We start from the raw sequence: 17,397 nt of genomic DNA, 5'->3' as shown, positions 1-17,397 counted from the left end.
CTGGCTCGGTGCTTTGCGTGATGGGGGTCCCCCCTTGTACCCCGGGCCTGTAATGGTCCACGTCGCCGGGCTCCCGCCCGCGGCACCAGGCGGCGGACACGGGCCCGACGGGCGGAGAGAGCCGATGCACGAGATGTCGATCGCGCAGGCGATCGTCGACCAGGTCGAGGCCAGCACCGAGGCCCGGGCCGGCTCGACCGCGCACCAGGTCACGCTGCAGGTCGGCGAGTTGGCCGGGGTGGTGCCCGACGCGCTGCGGTTCGGCTTCGACCTGGTCTGCGAGGGCACCGTCCTGGCCGGCGCCGAACTGCGGATCGAGCCGGTCCCCGCGCTCGCCGAGTGCGGCCCGTGCGGTACCGGCTGGGCCCCCGGCATGCCGCCCGACCTGGTCTGCCCGACCTGCGGCAGCGGTACCGGCACCGAGCTGGTGTCCGGCCGCGAACTCCAGATCACCGCCGTGCACTGGTCCGGCGGCGATGTCCGCGTTCCCCGAGCCGAGGAGCTGTGAGCCCGTGTGCCGTGTGGTGGAGTTGAAGCAGTCGGTGCTCGCCCGCAACGACGAGTGCGCGCTGGCGCTGCGCGAGGAGCTGACGGCCCGCGGGACGGTGGTCGTCAACCTGCTCTCCAGCCCCGGCAGCGGCAAGACCGAACTGCTGGAACGCGAACTGAGCCTGGCCCGCGAGCGGGGGCTGGCGGTCGCCGCGCTGACCGCGGACCTCGCGACCGAGCACGACGCCGCCCGGCTGGCCCGCTCGGGCGTCCCGGTCAAGCAGGTGCTCACCGACGGCCTGTGCCACCTGGAGGCGCACATGATGCGCGCCCAGCTGGACGGCTGGCTGCCGGACGGCACCCGGCTGCTGTTCGTGGAGAACGTCGGGAACCTGGTCTGCCCGGCCGGCTACGACCTCGGCGAGACGCTGCGGGTGGTGCTGGCCTCCGTCACCGAGGGCGAGGACAAACCGCTCAAGTACCCGACCGCGTACGGGCTGGCCAACCTGGTCGTGGTGACCAAGTCCGACCTCGCGGCGGCCGCCGCCTTCGACGAGGCCGCCTTCCGGGCCAACGTCGTGCGGGTCAACCCCGGGGTCGAGGTGGTGCTGACCTCCGCCCGCGACGGACTCGGCGTCGGCACCCTGCTGGACCGGGCGGTCGCCGCCCTCGAGGGCGGCCCCGTGCACCGGCCGGTGATGGCCCGCCCGGCCCCGCACCGGCACGGCGACGGTGACGGCCACGGTGACGCCGGTGCCGGGCACCACCACCACGACGGCCCGGCGCACCACGGCGCGGGCCACGAGCACCAGCACTCCGCGCCGCTCCGGTGACCGGCGGCCCGGCCGCCGCACCGGCGGTGGAACGCCGGCAGGTCACGGTCCGCGGCACCGTCCAGGGCGTCGGCTTCCGGCCGTTCGTCCACGGCCTCGCGGTCGGGCTCGGACTGGCCGGGCACGTCACCAACACCGGCGAGGGCGTCCTCGCCGAGGTCGAGGGCAGCGCCGGGGCGGTCGCCGAGTTCTGCGCCCGGATCGCCACCGACGCGCCGCCGCTCGCCGAGGTCGAGTCGGTCGCCCACCGGCCCGCCCCGGCCACCGGGCACCCCGGCTTCCGGATCCTCGCCTCGGTCGCCGACGGCCCGCAGCGCACCCTGGTCCCGCCGGACGTCGCCACCTGCGACGCATGCCTGGCCGAACTCACCGACCCCGGCGACCGGCGCCACCGGCACCCGTTCATCAGCTGCACGCACTGCGGCCCGCGGTTCACCATCGTCACCGGGCTGCCGTACGACCGGGACCAGACCACCATGGGCCGGTTCCCGATGTGCGCCGCCTGCCGGGCCGAGTACACCGACCCGGCCGACCGCCGCTTCCACGCCCAGACCGTGGCCTGCCACGACTGCGGGCCGGTGCTCCGCCTGCGCGGCGCCCGCGAGGCCGCCGGCGGCGACGCCGTCGACGCGGCCCGCGCGCTGCTCGCGCAGGGCGCGATCGTCGCGGTCAAGGGCATCGGCGGCTACCACCTGGCCTGCGACGCCGCCGACCCGGCCGCCGTCGCGACGCTGCGCCGCCGCAAGGCCCGCGGCGACAAGCCGTTCGCCCTGATGGCCCGCTCCACGGCCGACCTCGCGGCGCTGGTCCACACCGGCCCGGCCGAACTCGCCCTGCTGACCGGCCGCGAGCGGCCCATCGTGCTGCTCCGGCGCCGGGCCGAAGCCGCCGCGCTCGCCGACCAGGTCGCGCCGCGCAGCCCCGACCTCGGCGTGATGCTCCCCTACACCCCGCTGCACCACCTGCTGTTCGGCCTGCCCGGCGACCCGCCCGGACCCACCGTCCTGGTCCTCACCAGCGGCAACCGGTCCGGCGAGTCGATCGCCACCGACGACGCGGACGCCCTCGAACGGCTGGCGCCGCTCACCGACGCCTGGCTGACCCACGACCGGCCGATCGAGGTGCCCTGCGACGACTCGGTGGCCCGGATCGGCGACGGCGGACCGCTGCTGCTGCGCCGCTCCCGCGGGTACGTGCCGCGGCCCGTCCCGCTGCCGGTGACCGTCCCCGCGACGCTCGCGGTCGGCGGGGACCTCAAGAACACCTGCTGCCTCGGCGAGGGCGACCGGGCCTGGCCGTCCGCGCACATCGGCGACATGAACGACCTCTCCACGCTGCGCGCCTTCGACCGCGCCGAACGGCACCTGGAGGCCGTCACCGGGGTGCGCCCCGGGCTGCTCGCCACCGACCGGCACCCCGGCTACCGCTCCGGCGGCTGGGCCCGGCGCAACGCCGCCGGGCGGCCGGTCGCCGAGGTGCAGCACCACCACGCCCACGTCGCCGCCGCGATGGCCGAGCACGGACTCGGCCCGGCGGACCGGGTGATCGGCGTCGCGTTCGACGGCACCGGCTACGGCGAGGACGGCGCTGTCTGGGGCGGCGAGGTGCTGCTGGCCGGGTACCGGGACTTCCGGCGCTTCGGGCGGCTCTGCTACGCCCCGCTGCCCGGCGGCGACGCGGCGGTGCGCCGCCCGTACCGCACCGCACTCGCCCGGCTGTGGGCGGCCGGGCTGCCGTGGGATCCGGCGCTGCCCTGCGTCGCGGCCTGTCCGCCCACCGAACTGGCGGCACTGAAGGTGCAGTTGGAGCGCGGGCTGAACTGCGTGCCGAGCTCCGGGATGGGCCGGCTGTTCGACGCGGTGGCGTCGATCACCGGGATCTGCCAGCTGGCCGGGTACGAGGCCCAGGCCGCGCTGGAGCTGGAGGCGGCGGCGCTCGGCCACGACGGCTGCGGCGGCCACGACGGCCACGACGGCGGCTACCGGTTCGGCATCCGGCCGGGCGGCGGCGGGGTCGACGGCGAACTGGTGGGCGAGGCGGCGCCGGTGATTGCGGCGGCCGTCGCGGACGTGCTGCGCGGCGAGGACACCGGGCTGGTGGCGGCCCGCTTCCATGCGGCGGTGGCCGGCCTGGTGCTGCGGCTGTGCACGGCGGCGCGCGAGCGGCACGGCCTGACCACGGTGGCACTGACCGGCGGGGTGTTCGCCAACACCGTGCTGTCCGAGGCGAGTTGTGCAGCGCTGCGGGCGGCCGGGTTCGGCGTGCTGCGCCACCGGCTGGTCCCGCCCAACGACGGCGGGCTGGCACTGGGCCAGCTGATGGTGGCGGCGGCCCGCGCGCGGTGACCGGACGACGAGGCGAGGAGAGAGCCATGTGCCTGGCGGTGCCCGGCAAGGTGTTGGAGATCGAGGAGCGCGACGGTACCCGGATGGCGGTGGTGGACTTCGGCGGCGTGGTCAAGGACGTCTGCCTGGAGTACCTGCCCGACCTGGAGGTCGGCGAGTACGCCATCGTGCACGTCGGTTTCGCCCTGCAGAAGCTCGACGAGGAGTCGGCGCTGCGGACCCTGGAGCTGTTCGCCGAGATCGGCGCGCTGCAGGAGGAGTTCGGAGACCCATGGGCGTCGGCGGCCGAGGCGGCGGCCGGCGGGGAGGAGCAGCGGTGAAGTACCTCGAGGAGTTCCAGGATCCGGCGCTGGCGCAGCGGCTGCTGGCGGACATCCGGGCCACGGTCACCCGGCCGTGGGCGCTGATGGAGGTCTGCGGCGGGCAGACGCACAGCATCATCCGGCACGGGCTCGACCAACTGCTGCCGGACGAGATCGAGTTGATCCACGGCCCGGGCTGCCCGGTGTGCGTCACCCCGCTGGAGGTGATCGACAAGGCGCTGGAGATCGCCGCCCGGCCCGGGGTGATCTTCTGCTCGTTCGGGGACATGCTGCGGGTGCCGGGCAGTGACCGGGACCTGTTCCAGGTCAAGAGCGCCGGCGGGGACGTCCGGGTGGTGTACTCGCCGCTGGACGCACTGCGGATCGCCCAGGACAACCCGCAGCGGCAGGTGGTGTTCTTCGGGATCGGCTTCGAGACCACCGCGCCGCCCAACGCCATGACGGTCCACCAGGCGAGCCGGCTCGGCATCCGCAACTTCAGCCTGCTGGTCTCGCACGTGCGGGTGCCCCCGGCGATCACGGCGCTGATGCAGTCGCCGACCTGCCGGGTCCAGGGCTTCCTGGCCGCCGGGCACGTCTGTTCGGTGATGGGTACCGCGGAGTACCCGGAGCTGGCCGAACGCTACCGGGTGCCGATCGTGGTGACCGGCTTCGAGCCGCTGGACATCCTGGAGGGGGTCCGGCTGGCCGTACGGCAGTTGGAGCGCGGCGAGGCGAAGGTGGAGAACGCGTACCGGCGGGCGGTGCGGGAGGAGGGCAACCCGGCCGCCCGAGCGATGATCGAGGACGTCTTCGAGGTCACCGACCGGGCCTGGCGCGGCATCGGCACCATCCCCGGCAGCGGCTGGCAACTCGCGGAGAAGTACCGCGAGTTCGACGCGGAACGGCGGTTCTCGGTGGGCGGGATCAACACCGTCGAACCGGCGGAGTGCCGCAGCGGGGAGGTGCTGCAGGGGCTGCTGAAACCGCACGAGTGCGGCGCCTTCGGGACCGTCTGCACCCCGCGCACCCCGCTCGGGGCGACCATGGTCTCCAGTGAGGGCGCCTGCGCCGCGTACTACCTCTACCGGCGCCTGGGCACCGGTGCCACAGTCGGTGGCGCCCCGGCTGGCACCGGAGCCGCAGTCGGTGGTGCCCCGGCCGGCATCGCTGCGGCCGGCAGCCGGGAGGTGAGCTCCGTTGGCTGAGCTGACCGATGTGGAGAGCACGGCCGCGACCGCCCCGGACTTCGACGGCTGGAGCTGTCCGCTGCCGCTGCGCGACCAGCCGCGGATCGTCCTCGGGCACGGCGGCGGCGGGGTGCTGTCCGCGGAACTCGTCCAGCACGTGTTCGCCCCCGCGTACGGCGGTCCGGTGCTGGAGCAGGGCGGTGACGCGGCCACGGTGACGCTCGGCGGGGCACGGCTGGCGTTCTCCACCGACTCGTACGTGGTGCGGCCGCTGTTCTTCCCCGGCGGCAGCATCGGCGACCTCGCGGTCAACGGCACCGTCAACGACCTGGCCATGGCGGGCGCCCGGCCGGCCTACCTGTCCTGCGGGTTCATCCTGGAGGAGGGGGTGGAGACCGCGGTGGTGGCCCGGGTCGCCCGGGCGGTCGGGGCCGCCGCGCGGGCCGCCGGGGTGGAGATCGCCACCGGCGACACCAAGGTGGTCGAGTCCGGCCACGGCGACGGCATCTACCTCAACACGGCCGGGATCGGCCTGATCCCGGACGGGGTCGACCTCCGGCCGCAGCGGGCCCGGCCCGGCGACGTGGTGATCGTCAGCGGCGAGATCGGGGTGCACGGCGTCGCGGTGATGAGCGTGCGCGAGGGGCTGGAGTTCGGCGCGGACGTGCGCAGCGACAGCGCACCGCTGGCCGGGCTGGTCCAGGCCATGCTGGCGGTCGAACCCGACCTGCACGTGCTGCGCGACCCGACCCGCGGCGGGCTCGCCGCCTCGCTCAACGAGATCGCCGCCGCGGCCGGGGTCGGCGTGGTGATCCGGGAGCGCGCCGTGCCGGTGCCGCCGCTGGTGGCCAACGCCTGCGCGATCCTCGGCCTGGACCCGTTCTACGTCGCCAACGAGGGCAAGCTGGTCGCCTTCGTGCCGCGGGAGAGCGCGGACGCGGTGCTGGCGGCGATGCGCGCCCACCCGCAGGGCGGCGCGGCGGCGGTGATCGGCGAATGCGTCGACGAGCACCACGGCATGGTGGTGGCCAGGACCGGCCTCGGCGGCACCCGGGTGGTGGACCTGCCGATCGGCGAGCAGCTGCCGCGGATCTGCTGAACCGGTTGGGCCGGGCCGGGCCCGGGGTCATTCACGGTGCCCCGGCGGGGGTGGGTGACGGTGTTGCGCCGTCACCTGCCCCCCCGGGGGGGGTGAGGCCGGAACCGGGGCGCGACGGCCGGGTGGGCGGGTGGCTCTGCGTGGGGTCGGCCGGGGCGGCGGGCCGGAGAGCGTCACCGCGTTCGGCGCACCCGACGGTGGTGGGCCGGGTGCCCACGGACCGTCAGAGGTGGTGACGGGTGCGGGATCCGGTGCTCCGCGCCGTGCCGGGCGGGGCGGCGGCCGGACGGCGGCGCGGGCGGCGGCCGGACGGCTGTGCGGGAGGCGGCGCGGGGTGGCGTGAAAGCGAGCCTTCGGTGGCGCGGGTACCCCCGGGGGTTTCGACGCCGACCGGCGGGGGTGGCACGATGGCGGACACTGTGACTGCCCGACTGCCCCGCGTGATCCGCTCAGGGGTCTTCGCCGCCCTGTGCGTGGCGTTGGCCGCCTGCGCGCACGCCAGTATGACGACGGCTGAGCTGCCTTCGTCCTGGCTCGTGTCGGCGTTCGCGGGCGTCCTGGGCTGCTCCTGGCTGCTGGCCGGTCAGCGCCGCGGCCCGGGCGCGGTCACCGGGTGGATGGTGGCGCTCCAGGGCGGGTTGCACCAGCTGTTCGACACGGTCCAGCGGACGCCGGCGGTGCCGGTCGGCAAGCCGGACTGGGTCGCCCTGCTGCTCTGCGAGGCCGGTCCGGTCAGTGGCCGGATCGACCCCGAGGAACTGGCCCGCGCGGCCGGTCTGGATCCGGGCGTCCTGCCCGCGCTCCGGGGCGGGCAGGACGCGGTCCTGACGATGGCCCACGGCGCGCACGGGCTGGCGGCGACCGCGTCCGGGGCGGCAGACCTGGCCGGGACCGGCGGCATGGCCGGGATGAGCGGCATGAGCGGCATGAGCGGTATGGCCGGCCCGGGAGGCGCGGCGGGTATGGCAGGCATGGCCGGTATGTCGCACTCGGGCTGGACGCCCGGTGACGGCCTGACCCTGGCCGGCGTCGCCTCCCTCGGCATGGTCGCCGCGCACCTGCTGGCCGCGCTCGCCTGCGCCGTGCTGTTCTGCCACGGCGACGCCGCCGTGGCCGGGATCGGCCGGCTGCTGCTGGCCCTGGCGGGCGCGGTGGTGCCGGTCCTGCTGCTGCTCCCGCCGAGCGTCCGGCCGGCCGGGACGCGCTGCCGGCCGCGGCGGCGGGAGAGACCGACCGCCGAACCGGTCCTGCTGCACGTGGTGGTGCGGCGCGGCCCGCCACCGTACGTCCTGCTGTGACGCTCCCACCATCCGCGCCGAGGACCGCCCGCCCGGCGGCCGCGGTCCGACCGCGTCGACCGGAACTCCGGCCGGCGGTCCGGGTGGTGGGCCGGTCGCCCCTGCGCGCGTACGCGTCCGGGGCCTGCCGCACCGCGCCCGCCGTACCGACGCCGAGGCCGAAGCAGTAGCGGCCGAGCGGTGCCGGACGCCGCCCGGTGCGGGTCCGACCTCTCCCCTGCTTCCAGGACACCGCCATGACAGTCAGCCTTCCGGCTGCCCGACTGCCCCTCACCACACCGATACTCACCGAGCCGACGTCACGACCGAGACCTCCCCGCGCCAGGTCACCCCTCGGCCGGGGTCTCCCGCGGGGCCTCGGCCAGCGCCTCGTCCAGGCGGGCCATCAGCCCGTTCGTCCAGCTCTCGGACGGCTCCGGCGCCTGCCCGGCCAGCTCCCGCAGGCGGGCCGCGGCGCGCTGCCACTCCTCGCACTCGGCGCACCCGGCGGAACCGGCGGCGCTGGCGGCGCTGGCGGAGTCGGCGCCGGGCGCCCCGGCTGCCGGGTCGGCGTCGGCTGCGGCTGCGGCTGCGGCTGCGGTGGCACGGTGGTCCGGGCATCTCATGCGGCCATCGTCCCGTACGGCCCGGGCCGTCGATCAGGCCGCCCCCGCCACGCGGGAGGCCGCCCGTGAACGCCGCTGCGGCACCCCCGAACGAGGACCGGCCGACCGCGGAGCGGCTGACGGACGACCGGCTGACCGAACTCGCGCTGGCGGGCGGTAGCGGCGACCGCCATGCCGTCGAGGACTTCGTCCGGGCCACCCAGCGGGACGTCTGGCGGTTCGTGGCCCACCTCGCCGACCCCGACGCGGCGGACGACCTGGCCCAGGAGACCTTCCTGCGGGCCCTGCGCAGCCTGCCGACGTTCACCGGCCGGGCCTCCGCTCGCACCTGGCTGCTCTCGATCGCCCGCCGCACCGTGGTGGACCGCTACCGCCGTTCGGCCGTCCGGCCGCGCAGCGCCGGGCTGGCGGACTGGGAGGACGCGGTCGACCGCCGCCCCGCGCCGCCCGGCGGTTTCGAGGAGGGCGTCGCCCTCGCCGACCTGCTGGCCCGGGTGTCGGTGGACCGGCGCGAGGTGTTCGTGCTGACCCAGGTGCTGGGCTACAGCTACCAGGAGGCGGCCGCCGTCTGCGGCTGCCCGGTCGGGACCGTCCGCTCCCGGCTGGCGCGGGCCCGCGACGAGTTGGTGCTGCTGGTCAGGGCGGCGGAGACCGCGGACCGCGACCCCCGGCCGACGCACGGCCTCCCGGCGGGGGTTCCGGGCTGAGGGCGGCGCCTGCGCGAGGGCGGCCCGCCCGGGACGGTGTTCCCGGCGGGCCGCCGGACGCGGCGCGGGGAGGCGGGCCTGCCCGACTGTCGGAGGCTGCGGCTAGGTTCCGGGCATGGACGACGCCGCTCTCTCCGGGCTCCTGGCCGGCTGCACCTCCGCCCCGTACCCCGGCGACTGGCAGCGTGCGCCCTTCGCGGAGAAAACGGTCGACGGCGTGCGGTACGCGATGATCGCCGTCGACCCGGGAGTGAGCGCCATCGGTGCACGTCGTGGCGACGGCTCGCTCTGGGTGCTGCCGGAGGAGCGCGCGCCCCGCTTGTTGAACTCGAGCCCGGAAGCCTTCGTTGCCTTCACCCGTGCCTACGAGGAGGCTGCCGCCCTGGCCGATGCCCACGAGGGCCCCGGCGGTGACGATGACCAAGCTGTGGACCTGGCCGAACAGGCCGCCGACGCCCTCACGGGCGCCCTGCTGGAGCGCTTCGCAGCGCTCGATCCGGCAGCGGTTGCGTACGAGAACGCGTACTGGGCCATCGCCGCCGAGGAGCTGGGTTACGGCATGGGTGTCTGACCGTACGGGCGACTCGGCGCGTCGGTTGTCGGTGCCATGGGCCCGACGCCTGTTACGGGCCCGCGGGGTCGGCGGGCTGCGCGGGGTCGGCGGATTGCGTGGGGCCGTCGGCTTGTGCGGGCCGGGCGGCGGACGCCGGCTCCAGCAGGGTCCAGCCGTCCAGTTCCGCCGCGCGCGGCCCGTCCGGGTGCCATCCGGCGGCGGACGCCGCGTCGAGGAGGGCCCGGACGGCGCCCGGTTCGTGCAGGTTCAGGCCGGCGCCGCGGGTGAATCCGACGTCACCCGATCCGAAGGGGGCGCCGCCCGGGACGTACCGGTCGGGGCCGGACGCGAAGACGATGCGCAGCGGGCCGCCGCTGCCGGGCGGCTGCGGGTACAGCGTGAGGGTCTCGCGGCAGTCGGCGGACCGGCCGCTGTCGAGCACCCGGTGGCGGTGGCGGAGCGTCCACAGGTACGTACGGCCGTCCGCGACCAATCGGCGGGGCTGCTTCGGATGACGGGGCACGGGGTGAGCGTACGCGGCCCCTCCCGCCGGTCCGGCGCCTTTACATAACCTATCGAAAGTCGATAGATTCCCATCGTAACTCGATGGAGGGATGGGCCATGGGAAAACTGACCGTGCGCGCGCTGCGCGCCGTGCTCGCGGTGGTGCTGGCCGGCACCGTGTTCGTACAGGCGGGTCTGGTGTGGGCGCTGGCCACCGATCCGGAGGACGGGTCGCTCCCGCTGACCCCGCTGCGGCTGGTCACCATCCTGGGGATGGCATCGGTCCAGGTCGCCGTGGTGTGCATCTGGCGGCTGGTGGCGATGGTGCGCCGCGGGACGGTGTTCTCCCCCACCGCCTTCCGCTATGTGAACGGCGTGATCGGCTCGATCGTGGCGGCCGCCCTCGTGTGGTTCGCGGTCACCGCCATCAACGCGCCCGGCCAGCGGGAGGACCCGGGCGTCACCGTGATCATGGCCGGGATCGGCGTGGCCATCCTGGGGGTCGCGCTCGTCGTGCTGGTGCTGCGGATGCTGCTCACCCAGGCCGTCGCACGCGACGTCGAGGCGACGCAGTTGCAGGCCGAGCTGGACGAGGTGATCTGATGCCGATCGCCGTGGACATCGACGTGATGCTGGCCCGGCGGAAGATGTCCGTGGGCGAGCTCGCGGACCGGGTGGGGATCACCCCCGCCAATCTGGCGGTGCTCAAGAACGGCCGCGCCAAGGCGGTCCGCTTCGGGACCCTCGCCGCACTGTGCGAGGTGCTCGAGTGCCAGCCGGGCGACCTGCTGCGCTGGGAGCCCGAGGACGCCGAGGATGCCGGGATCACCGAGCTCACCGGGATCACCGAGACCACCGGGCTCGCCGCGGACGCCACAGGCGGCTGACGCCCGACGCCTGACGCCTGACGCCTGACGCCTGACGCGCGCGAGGGTCCGGCCGCTGCGGCCGGGCCCCGCCGCAGCTATTCGGTCACGTGTTCGATAGGAAGCGTATGCTGGCTGCCATGGGCGTCCACGTGCAGGCTTCGCTGTTCGACGCGGCCGAGGAGATCGGGCTGCGGCGGCTGGACGGCGTGCGGCGCACGGTGCTCGGCGACGGCGCCTGGATCGATCTGCTGCCGGGGTGGCTGACCGGGGCGGACACGCTGTTCGAGGTGCTGGCCGCGGAGGTGCCCTGGCATGCGGAGCGGCGGCAGATGTACGAGCGGGTGGTGGCGGTGCCGCGGCTGCTGGCGCACTACCGGGAGGGCGAGCCACTGCCGCACCCGGTGCTGGGCCGGGCCAGGGCGGCGCTCGACGCGCACTACGCGCGGGAGCTGCGGGAGCCGTTCGTCAGTGCCGGGCTGTGCTACTACCGGGACGGTCGGGACAGCGTCGCCTGGCACGGCGACCGGATCGGGCGGGGCGAGCACGAGAACACCATGGTGGCGATCGTGTCGGTGGGCGAACCCCGGCCGCTGCTGCTGCGCCCGCGGTTCGGCGGCGGAGGCACGGTGCGCCAGGTGCTCGGCCACGGTGATCTGCTGGTGATGGGCGGCTCGTGCCAGCGCACCTGGGAGCACGCGGTGCCGAAGACGGCGCGCCCGGTGGGGCCGCGGATCAGCATCCAGTTCCGGCCGCGCGGGGTGGCCTGAGCAGGTGTGGGCCTGAGCAGGTCGGGGTCCCAGAAGCTTTTGCCCAATCGGGCTTGGTGATCGTGAGTTCGAGTCGGCCGTCTCGGTCGAGTCAGCATCGAGGTGAAGCCTTCTGTGCCGTCCGGGCACCAGGACACCGTGCCGGCTGGGCCCTGCCGCCTGCGGTGTCACCCCGGACGGTTAGCCTCCGGAGGGAACGGACGACCGACGGGAGCGGACGTGGACATCGAGGAGACGCTGAATCGGCTCGGCGCGGTGATCGGGCCGCCCGCGGACGGCGTGATCCCGGTCCCGTGGGAGCTGGCACCTGCGGCAGTCGGCTTCCAACTGCCCGCGGACTACCGGGCGTTCGCCGACCGGTACGGATCGGTCAGCATCATGGGAGAACTGCACATCTACACACCGACGGAAGCCCCCGGTCGCCACCCCGCGGTGCCGTCCGGCTTCGAGGGGTTCCTGCACGACACGACGGAGCCCTACGGATACTGTGCCTGGCTGGCCGAGCGCTACCGGGACGGGGACTACAGGGAGTGCCCGTATCCGCTGTTCCCGGCCGAGGGCGGGCTGCTGAAGTGGGGCAACAACTACAACTCTGACCACTTTTTCTGGCTGATGCGGGGCCCGGACCCGGACCGGTGGCCGGTCGCCGCCAGGTTCCACTCGATGTGGGAGTGGGACGTGTTCGAGGGCGGTTTCCTGGAGTTCCTGCTGGCTGCGGTGACGGAGCAGTACCCGTACCACGAGGACGTCGTTCCCGGTGTGGCGAAGGAGGTCGCTGATGGCCGTGCTTATCGCTTCAACGGTGACTGGTCGAAGAGCATTCGGAAGGGAGCCTGAGAGCACGGTCGACGCGGCGGCCACAGGCGGCTTCGGTTCGGTAGGTCGGCAGCTCGGGCAGCCTTGTCCTACCGGTCGCGGAGGGGTGAGTTCGACTGCGGCAGCTCGGTCGGGTGGTCTTGACCTGCCGCGTGTGACTGCCTCGCCCACCGGTTCGGGAAGCCCGGTGACCGGCCGCACAGGGAGCCGAGTACCCGTCCGACCTGAGCGACGCGCAGTGGGCCGTTGTGCGTGACGCGATGCCCGCGCCCGCCTGGCTGGAGGGCCGCGGCGGGCAGCCGGAGGGCCTGTTCAGGCCGGGGCCGGCGGGTCGGCGGTCCAGCTGATCAGGGGCGGCCGGACCGCCGCGCACAGCGGCAGCCCGGCGGAGTCGGTGAGGCCCAGCCGGGCGGTGAGGCGGCCGGCCGCGACGGCGGCGGCCAGCGTCTCGGGGGTGACGGCGTCGAGCATCAGCTTGGCGCGGCGGAACATCGTCAGCCCGCCCGCGCCGTCCGCGGCCAGCCAGGACAGGTACACGAACCGGCCGCCGAGCCGGTTCTGCAGGTACGGGCCGCGCAGCGCAATGCCGTCCGGCCCCGGGACGGCGGTGCAGTCCAGGGTCCAGACGGCGGACGGCGCGTCGGCGGGCACCAGGCCGAGCAGTTCGGCCGGGCGGTCCTTGCGCTGGACGCCCACGTGGACGTCGCTCGCGCCCGGGAAGCCGGGGCCGGCCGGGCAGTGGCGGCCCGGCAGGGCGGTGGCCTCGATGCGGATCTGCATGGCGGCCAGTCTGCCCTACCGGCCGGTGGGTCAGCGCACGGCCTCGCCGTAGAAGTCCGGCACCTGCTGCCCGCCGTCGGCCGCGAGGACCGCGTCGTGCACCCACTTGCCGACCGCCAGGTCCAGCACGCCCAGGCCGAACGGGGAGAACACGGCCGCCCGCCCCGGGTCGCGGCTGACCGTGCCGGCCAGCAGGTCGGCGATGGTGCCGTGGACGAAGTCCCGGTGCCCGACCAGCTGCTCGGCCAGGTGCAGGGAGGTCCGCTCGCGGACCGCGTGGTCGATGTCGTCGGTGAAGTTCTGGGCGCCCAGGATCAGTTCGGGTGCCAGGTCGCGCAGCGACAGGTGCAGGACGACGGGCGCGTGGGCGAGCAGGGCGGGGTCGGTCAGGTGCGGCTCCCCGGCGACGGTGGTGAGGATCACCAGGTCGCAGTCGGTGAAGGCGCCGGCCGCCTCCTCGACCACCTCGACGTCCTCGACGCCGTCCGCCTTGAGGGTCTGCGCGAACCGCTCGGCGTGCCCGCGGTCCAGGTCGAAGATCCGGAAGCCGCCGAACTGCCAGTTCAGGTCGCGCAGGAACTTCCACACGTGGCCGCCGATCAGCCCCGCGCCGACCAGGCCGATCCGCTCCACCCGGCGCCCGCCCACCAGGGCCTCGGCGCCCAGGACGGCGGAGGCCGCGGTACGGCTGGCGGAGATCACCGAGGACTCCATCGCGGCGATCGGGTAGCCGCTCTCGGTGTCGTTGAGCAGCAGCACGGCCGAGGCGCGCGGGATGCCGCGGGCCGGGTTGTCCGGGAAGCTGGCGATCCACTTGATGCCCGCGACCTCGAACTCGCCGCCCAGGTAGGCCGGCAGCGAGATGATCCGCGAGTTCGGCTTGTGCGGGAAGCGCAGGAAGGCGCTCTCCGGGTTGACGCTCCGGCCGGCCGCGTGCGTGACGTACGCGCGGCGGACCACGTCCACGCAGGTGGCGCGGTTCCCCTCGACCTGGCGCAGCACGTCCGCACCGGTCAGGACGCGCAGCTGGGGCAGGGTGAGCGGGGTGCTCGGGGTGTCGGTCACGGGTGGTGCTCCTCAACGTGTCGGGTGGCGCGGGTGGATCGGGGCGGTACGGGTGGATCGGGACGGTGCGGGTGGATCTGTGTGGCTGCGGCCGGGGTTCAGAGCGCCGACGGCAGGGCGGCGCCCGGCCAGCCGTCGGGGACGGGCCGGTCGGCGAAGGACCGGGCGACCCAGTCGGCGTCGTACACGGTCTCCGCGTAGGCGGTGCCGCGGTCGGCGCACAGGAAGGCGACGGTCGGCCGGGCGCCGCCGGCCGGGCGGCGGCCGAAGTAGTGGCGGATGGCGGCGTACACGCTGCCGGTGGAGCCGCCGGTGTACAGGCCGTGCCGGCGGACCAGTTCCAGGCAGCCCTGGACGGCGGCCGGTTCGGGGACGATGACCACGTCGTCGATCAGCGCCCGGTCGCACAGCGGCGGCACCAGGCTGGAGCCGAGGCCGGGCAGCAGCCGGGCCTGCGGCGGCTGGCCGAAGATCGCCGAGCCGGCGGCGTCGACGGCGACCACGGTCGCCGTGGGGTGCTCCTCCTTGACCCGCCGGGAGACGCCGGCGATGGTGCCGCCGGTGCTGACGCCCAGGAAGACGTAGTCCAGCTTCGGCAGGGCGGCGCAGAGTTCGCCGCCGGTCGTCCGGTAGTGCGCGAGCAGGGCGTCCTCGTTGGCGTACTGGTTGGGCCAGTAGACGTGCCGGTACTCGGTCTGCAGCTGCTTGACCCGGTCCAGGCGGGTGGTCAGGTAGCCGCCGCTGGGGTCGCGCTCGGTGACCTTCTCCACCCGGTCGCACATGATGCCGAGGTAGGCCTCGGTGAGCTGGTTGCAGTTGGGGTCGATCACCGGCACGAAGCGGATGCCGAGGGTGCGGCAGAAGGCCGCCATCGAGATGGCGAAGTTGCCGGAGGACGACTCCACCACGGTGGTCTCCGCGGTGATCTCGCCGCGTTCGACGGCCCCCTTGAGGATCCAGAACGCCGAGCGGTCCTTGGAGCTGCCGTTCGGGTTGCAGTACTCCAGCTTGGCGTGGAGGTCCACCGCGTCGTCCTCGATCCGCACCAGCGGCGTCTCGGCGAAGGTGGCGGCCAGCACGGCCAGCCGGGCGCGCAGCGCGCCGGCCGTGCTGCCGGACCCGACCGGGGCCGGGAGGCCGTCCGCCACCGGGTCGAGGTCGTCCGGCGCAGCCGGCGGACACGCGGCAGGCCGTGGCATCGTCGACACGGTGCAGTCCTGGTGACCGTTCTGTGCTGGCATAACGCCGTTTCTCCAGTCGTGTGTGACGGTGTGGGAGGACGCCCCGGGCGGCTTCGCCCGCCGGTGGTGCCGCGGGTGCGCGAGAGGCGTGGGGCACGCGGTGCCGGGGCGCGGGTCGTCGTCGACCCGCGCGGCCCGGCTCCCCGGTCCCGGCCGTGGTGCCCGGGTCGCGGTGCCCGGGGCTACCAGGCGGCCGTGGCGAACGAGAGCAGGGTCTCCCGCTCGTCCGCCGTGACCAGCTCGGTCCGCCGGACCGGCTGGTCCGGGTCGGCGACCGCGGCGGCCAGCAGCAGCCGGTAGTGGCCGGCCATCCGGTCCACGGTGGCCGGGTCGAACAGGTCGGTGTCGTACTTGAACGCCACCTTGACCGCCGCGTCGGTCTGCAGCACCTCGGCGCTCAGGTCGAACTGGCCCTCCTGCTGCGGCAGGTCGAAGCCGGTCAACCGCAGCCCGTGGTGGACCAGTTCGGACTTGGCGTGGTCCTCGGGGGCGAGCAGCTCCAGCAGCGGCTGGAACCGGGTCGCGGTGATCAGGCTGAACATGCTCTGGAACACCGGGGTGCGGCTGGGGTCGTGCGGCAGGCCGAGTTCGGCCGGCAGCAGCGGCAGCGGCAGGTCGCGGTGGGCCAGGCCCTGCCGGAGCTGGCCGGAGACCTGCGCCATCAGCTGGCGGAACGTCAGGTCGGCCGCCCCGAAGTCGGCCCGGCAGGGCAGGGTGTTGACGAAGTACCCGGCCGTGTTGCGCATGGTGCGTTCCGGCCGGGTGCTGACGGCGTAGCCGACCAGGAAGTCCGGCTGGGCGCTCCACCGGTACAGCAGCGCCTGGAACGCGCCGAACAGCAGCACGAACGGGGTCACCCCGGCGGCCGCCGCGGCCGGCCGCAGGGCGCGGGCCAGCTCCTCGGGCAGCCGGAAGTCCCGGCTCGCCCCGGCGAACCGCTTGCGGGCCGGACGCGGCCGGTCGGTGGGCAGTTCCAGGGCGGACGGCGCCCCGGCGCACACCTGCCGCCAGTGGTCGGCCAGTTCGGCCCGGCGGGGCGAGTCCAGCAGCTCCCGCTCCGCGGTGACGTACTCCTGGTACGGGCGCAGCGGCTGCGGCCAGCCCGGTACCGCGCCCCGGACCTCGGCGGCGTAGGCCGTCAGCAGGTCCTCCAGGACGATGACCTGGGACGCGCCGTCGGTGACCGCGTGGTGGGCGGCCAGCAGCAGCACGGAGTCCTCGGCGCCGCGGCGCAGCAGCAGGATCCGGACCGGGCCCGCCTCGGTGAGGTCGAAGGGGCGGGCGACCGCCTGCCGGGCGGCGGTGTCCAGCTCCTCGTCGCTCGCGCCGGGCACCTCGCGGATCTCCAGCAGGCCGGGCAGCGCGCCGACGGTGCTGCGGCGGGGGCGTCCGTCGCGTTCGGTGAAGCGCGAGCGCAGCAGTTCGTGCCGGTCGGCGACGGCGGCGGCGGCGCGGCGCAGCGCGTCGTCGTCGACGGCCTGCCGGATCCGCACCGCCATCGCGACGTTGTAGGCCGGGCTGGCGGGGGCCAGGCGCTGCAGGAACCACAGGGCCTCCTGGCCGAGCGAGACCTCGTGCCCGGCCGGGCCGGCGGTCAACGCTGCCCCACGAGGCCGTGCAGGTAGCCGGTGATGGCGGCGATGGTCGGATAGTCCCAGGCCAGGGTGGACTCCAGCTCCAGGTCGAAGCGGTCCTCGATCTCGGTGATCAGGCTCATCCCGTAGACCGAGTCGAGGCCGTACTCGACCAGCTTCAGGTCGGGCTGCAGCTCCGTGACGGGCCGGTCGAGGTAGTAGGCGACGCGGCCGGTCAGCCACTCGGCGATGGCCTCGGCGGAGGTGTCGATGGTGGTCTCGGGCATGTCGGGGTTCCTGCCGTTCTTGGTGGGTCGGGTCGGGTCGGGTCGGATCGGTGACGGGTCGGTGGGTCGGGCG

General features: G+C 74.8%; 20 protein-coding genes. 13 read left to right on the top strand and 7 right to left on the bottom strand.

Going from position 1 to position 17,397, the window contains the following annotated elements:
* Positions 1–124 precede the first annotated feature (124 nt).
* The 7 genes from hypA to AC2TEW_RS32070 all read left to right on the top strand — a co-directional run bounded on the left by hypA (position 125) and on the right by AC2TEW_RS32070 (position 7,556).
* Entirely contained in the window at positions 125–508 is a 384-nt protein-coding gene (hypA, locus tag AC2TEW_RS32100; protein ID WP_484626802.1) for a hydrogenase maturation nickel metallochaperone HypA, read from the top strand.
* A gap of 4 nt (positions 509–512) precedes the next feature.
* A complete protein-coding gene (hypB, locus tag AC2TEW_RS32095) occupies positions 513–1,322 on the top strand; it encodes a hydrogenase nickel incorporation protein HypB (protein WP_484626801.1) in 810 nt (269 codons plus the stop codon).
* The gene (gene hypF, locus AC2TEW_RS32090; protein WP_484626800.1) at positions 1,319–3,667 is read left to right on the top strand and encodes a carbamoyltransferase HypF; all 2,349 of its coding nucleotides are present in this window, start codon (positions 1,319–1,321) and stop codon (positions 3,665–3,667) included. Before hypB ends, hypF begins: the two co-directional genes overlap by 4 nt.
* Before the next feature lie 26 nt (positions 3,668–3,693).
* Positions 3,694–3,987 (top strand): HypC/HybG/HupF family hydrogenase formation chaperone, encoded by a 294-nt coding sequence (locus AC2TEW_RS32085; protein ID WP_484626799.1) that lies wholly within the window; start codon positions 3,694–3,696, stop codon positions 3,985–3,987.
* The gene (gene hypD / locus AC2TEW_RS32080; RefSeq protein ID WP_484626798.1) at positions 3,984–5,177 is read left to right on the top strand and encodes a hydrogenase formation protein HypD; all 1,194 of its coding nucleotides are present in this window, start codon (positions 3,984–3,986) and stop codon (positions 5,175–5,177) included. Before AC2TEW_RS32085 ends, hypD begins: the two co-directional genes overlap by 4 nt.
* A gap of 1 nt (position 5,178) precedes the next feature.
* Positions 5,179–6,258, top strand: coding sequence for a hydrogenase expression/formation protein HypE (gene hypE, locus AC2TEW_RS32075; protein ID WP_484626840.1), 1,080 nt, complete (start codon positions 5,179–5,181; stop codon positions 6,256–6,258).
* Between the two features lie 440 nt (positions 6,259–6,698).
* The gene (locus AC2TEW_RS32070) at positions 6,699–7,556 is read left to right on the top strand and encodes a hypothetical protein (protein ID WP_484626797.1); all 858 of its coding nucleotides are present in this window, start codon (positions 6,699–6,701) and stop codon (positions 7,554–7,556) included.
* 326 nt (positions 7,557–7,882) lie between these two features.
* Here the strand turns inward: AC2TEW_RS32070 and AC2TEW_RS32065 are convergent, their stop codons facing one another.
* The gene (locus AC2TEW_RS32065; protein WP_484626796.1) at positions 7,883–8,161 is read right to left on the bottom strand and encodes a hypothetical protein; all 279 of its coding nucleotides are present in this window, start codon (positions 8,159–8,161) and stop codon (positions 7,883–7,885) included.
* Positions 8,162–8,226: 65 nt separating this feature from the next.
* Here AC2TEW_RS32065 and AC2TEW_RS32060 point away from each other — a divergent pair, with 65 nt between their 5' ends.
* Positions 8,227–8,868, top strand: coding sequence for a sigma-70 family RNA polymerase sigma factor (locus tag AC2TEW_RS32060; protein WP_484626795.1), 642 nt, complete (start codon positions 8,227–8,229; stop codon positions 8,866–8,868).
* A gap of 115 nt (positions 8,869–8,983) precedes the next feature.
* Positions 8,984–9,439, top strand: a complete 456-nt coding sequence (locus AC2TEW_RS32055) for an SUKH-4 family immunity protein (protein ID WP_484626794.1) — start codon at positions 8,984–8,986, stop codon at positions 9,437–9,439.
* Between the two features lie 52 nt (positions 9,440–9,491).
* On the opposite strand, the gene AC2TEW_RS32050 is transcribed toward AC2TEW_RS32055, so the two are convergent.
* Positions 9,492–9,944: a hypothetical protein gene (locus AC2TEW_RS32050; protein ID WP_484626793.1), complete on the bottom strand. Its 453-nt coding sequence runs from the start codon at positions 9,942–9,944 to the stop codon at positions 9,492–9,494.
* Between the two features lie 98 nt (positions 9,945–10,042).
* Between AC2TEW_RS32050 and AC2TEW_RS32045 the strand changes: the two genes are divergently transcribed.
* The 4 genes from AC2TEW_RS32045 to AC2TEW_RS32030 all read left to right on the top strand — a co-directional run bounded on the left by AC2TEW_RS32045 (position 10,043) and on the right by AC2TEW_RS32030 (position 12,398).
* Positions 10,043–10,528: a DUF2975 domain-containing protein gene (locus AC2TEW_RS32045; RefSeq protein ID WP_484626792.1), complete on the top strand. Its 486-nt coding sequence runs from the start codon at positions 10,043–10,045 to the stop codon at positions 10,526–10,528.
* Positions 10,528–10,812 carry a helix-turn-helix domain-containing protein gene (locus AC2TEW_RS32040; protein WP_484626791.1) on the top strand — a complete coding sequence of 95 codons (285 nt, stop codon included), beginning with the start codon at positions 10,528–10,530 and terminating at the stop codon, positions 10,810–10,812. Before AC2TEW_RS32045 ends, AC2TEW_RS32040 begins: the two co-directional genes overlap by 1 nt.
* A gap of 119 nt (positions 10,813–10,931) precedes the next feature.
* Entirely contained in the window at positions 10,932–11,561 is a 630-nt protein-coding gene (locus AC2TEW_RS32035; RefSeq protein ID WP_484626790.1) for an alpha-ketoglutarate-dependent dioxygenase AlkB, read from the top strand.
* A gap of 219 nt (positions 11,562–11,780) precedes the next feature.
* Complete coding sequence (locus AC2TEW_RS32030) at positions 11,781–12,398, top strand: hypothetical protein (protein ID WP_484626789.1); 618 nt, start codon at positions 11,781–11,783, stop codon at positions 12,396–12,398.
* Between the two features lie 291 nt (positions 12,399–12,689).
* Here AC2TEW_RS32030 and AC2TEW_RS32025 read toward each other — a convergent pair whose 3' ends face one another.
* The 5 genes from AC2TEW_RS32025 to AC2TEW_RS32005 form a co-directional block, all read right to left on the bottom strand.
* Complete coding sequence (locus AC2TEW_RS32025) at positions 12,690–13,157, bottom strand: DUF5990 family protein (protein WP_484626788.1); 468 nt, start codon at positions 13,155–13,157, stop codon at positions 12,690–12,692.
* Positions 13,158–13,187: 30 nt separating this feature from the next.
* The gene (gene sbnB / locus AC2TEW_RS32020; RefSeq protein WP_484626787.1) at positions 13,188–14,222 is read right to left on the bottom strand and encodes a 2,3-diaminopropionate biosynthesis protein SbnB; all 1,035 of its coding nucleotides are present in this window, start codon (positions 14,220–14,222) and stop codon (positions 13,188–13,190) included.
* Between the two features lie 98 nt (positions 14,223–14,320).
* The gene (gene sbnA, locus AC2TEW_RS32015) at positions 14,321–15,421 is read right to left on the bottom strand and encodes a 2,3-diaminopropionate biosynthesis protein SbnA (protein WP_484626786.1); all 1,101 of its coding nucleotides are present in this window, start codon (positions 15,419–15,421) and stop codon (positions 14,321–14,323) included.
* 224 nt (positions 15,422–15,645) lie between these two features.
* The gene (locus AC2TEW_RS32010; RefSeq protein WP_484626785.1) at positions 15,646–17,061 is read right to left on the bottom strand and encodes a condensation domain-containing protein; all 1,416 of its coding nucleotides are present in this window, start codon (positions 17,059–17,061) and stop codon (positions 15,646–15,648) included.
* Positions 17,058–17,324 carry an acyl carrier protein gene (locus tag AC2TEW_RS32005; protein ID WP_484626784.1) on the bottom strand — a complete coding sequence of 89 codons (267 nt, stop codon included), beginning with the start codon at positions 17,322–17,324 and terminating at the stop codon, positions 17,058–17,060. Before AC2TEW_RS32005 ends, AC2TEW_RS32010 begins: the two co-directional genes overlap by 4 nt.
* Positions 17,325–17,397 lie beyond the last annotated feature (73 nt).

It is taken from the genome of Kitasatospora sp. NEAU-CNBT7 (assembly GCF_057220535.1).
Note: the sequence above shows the minus strand (reverse complement) of the source record. Positions and strands in the feature narration are given on the sequence as shown.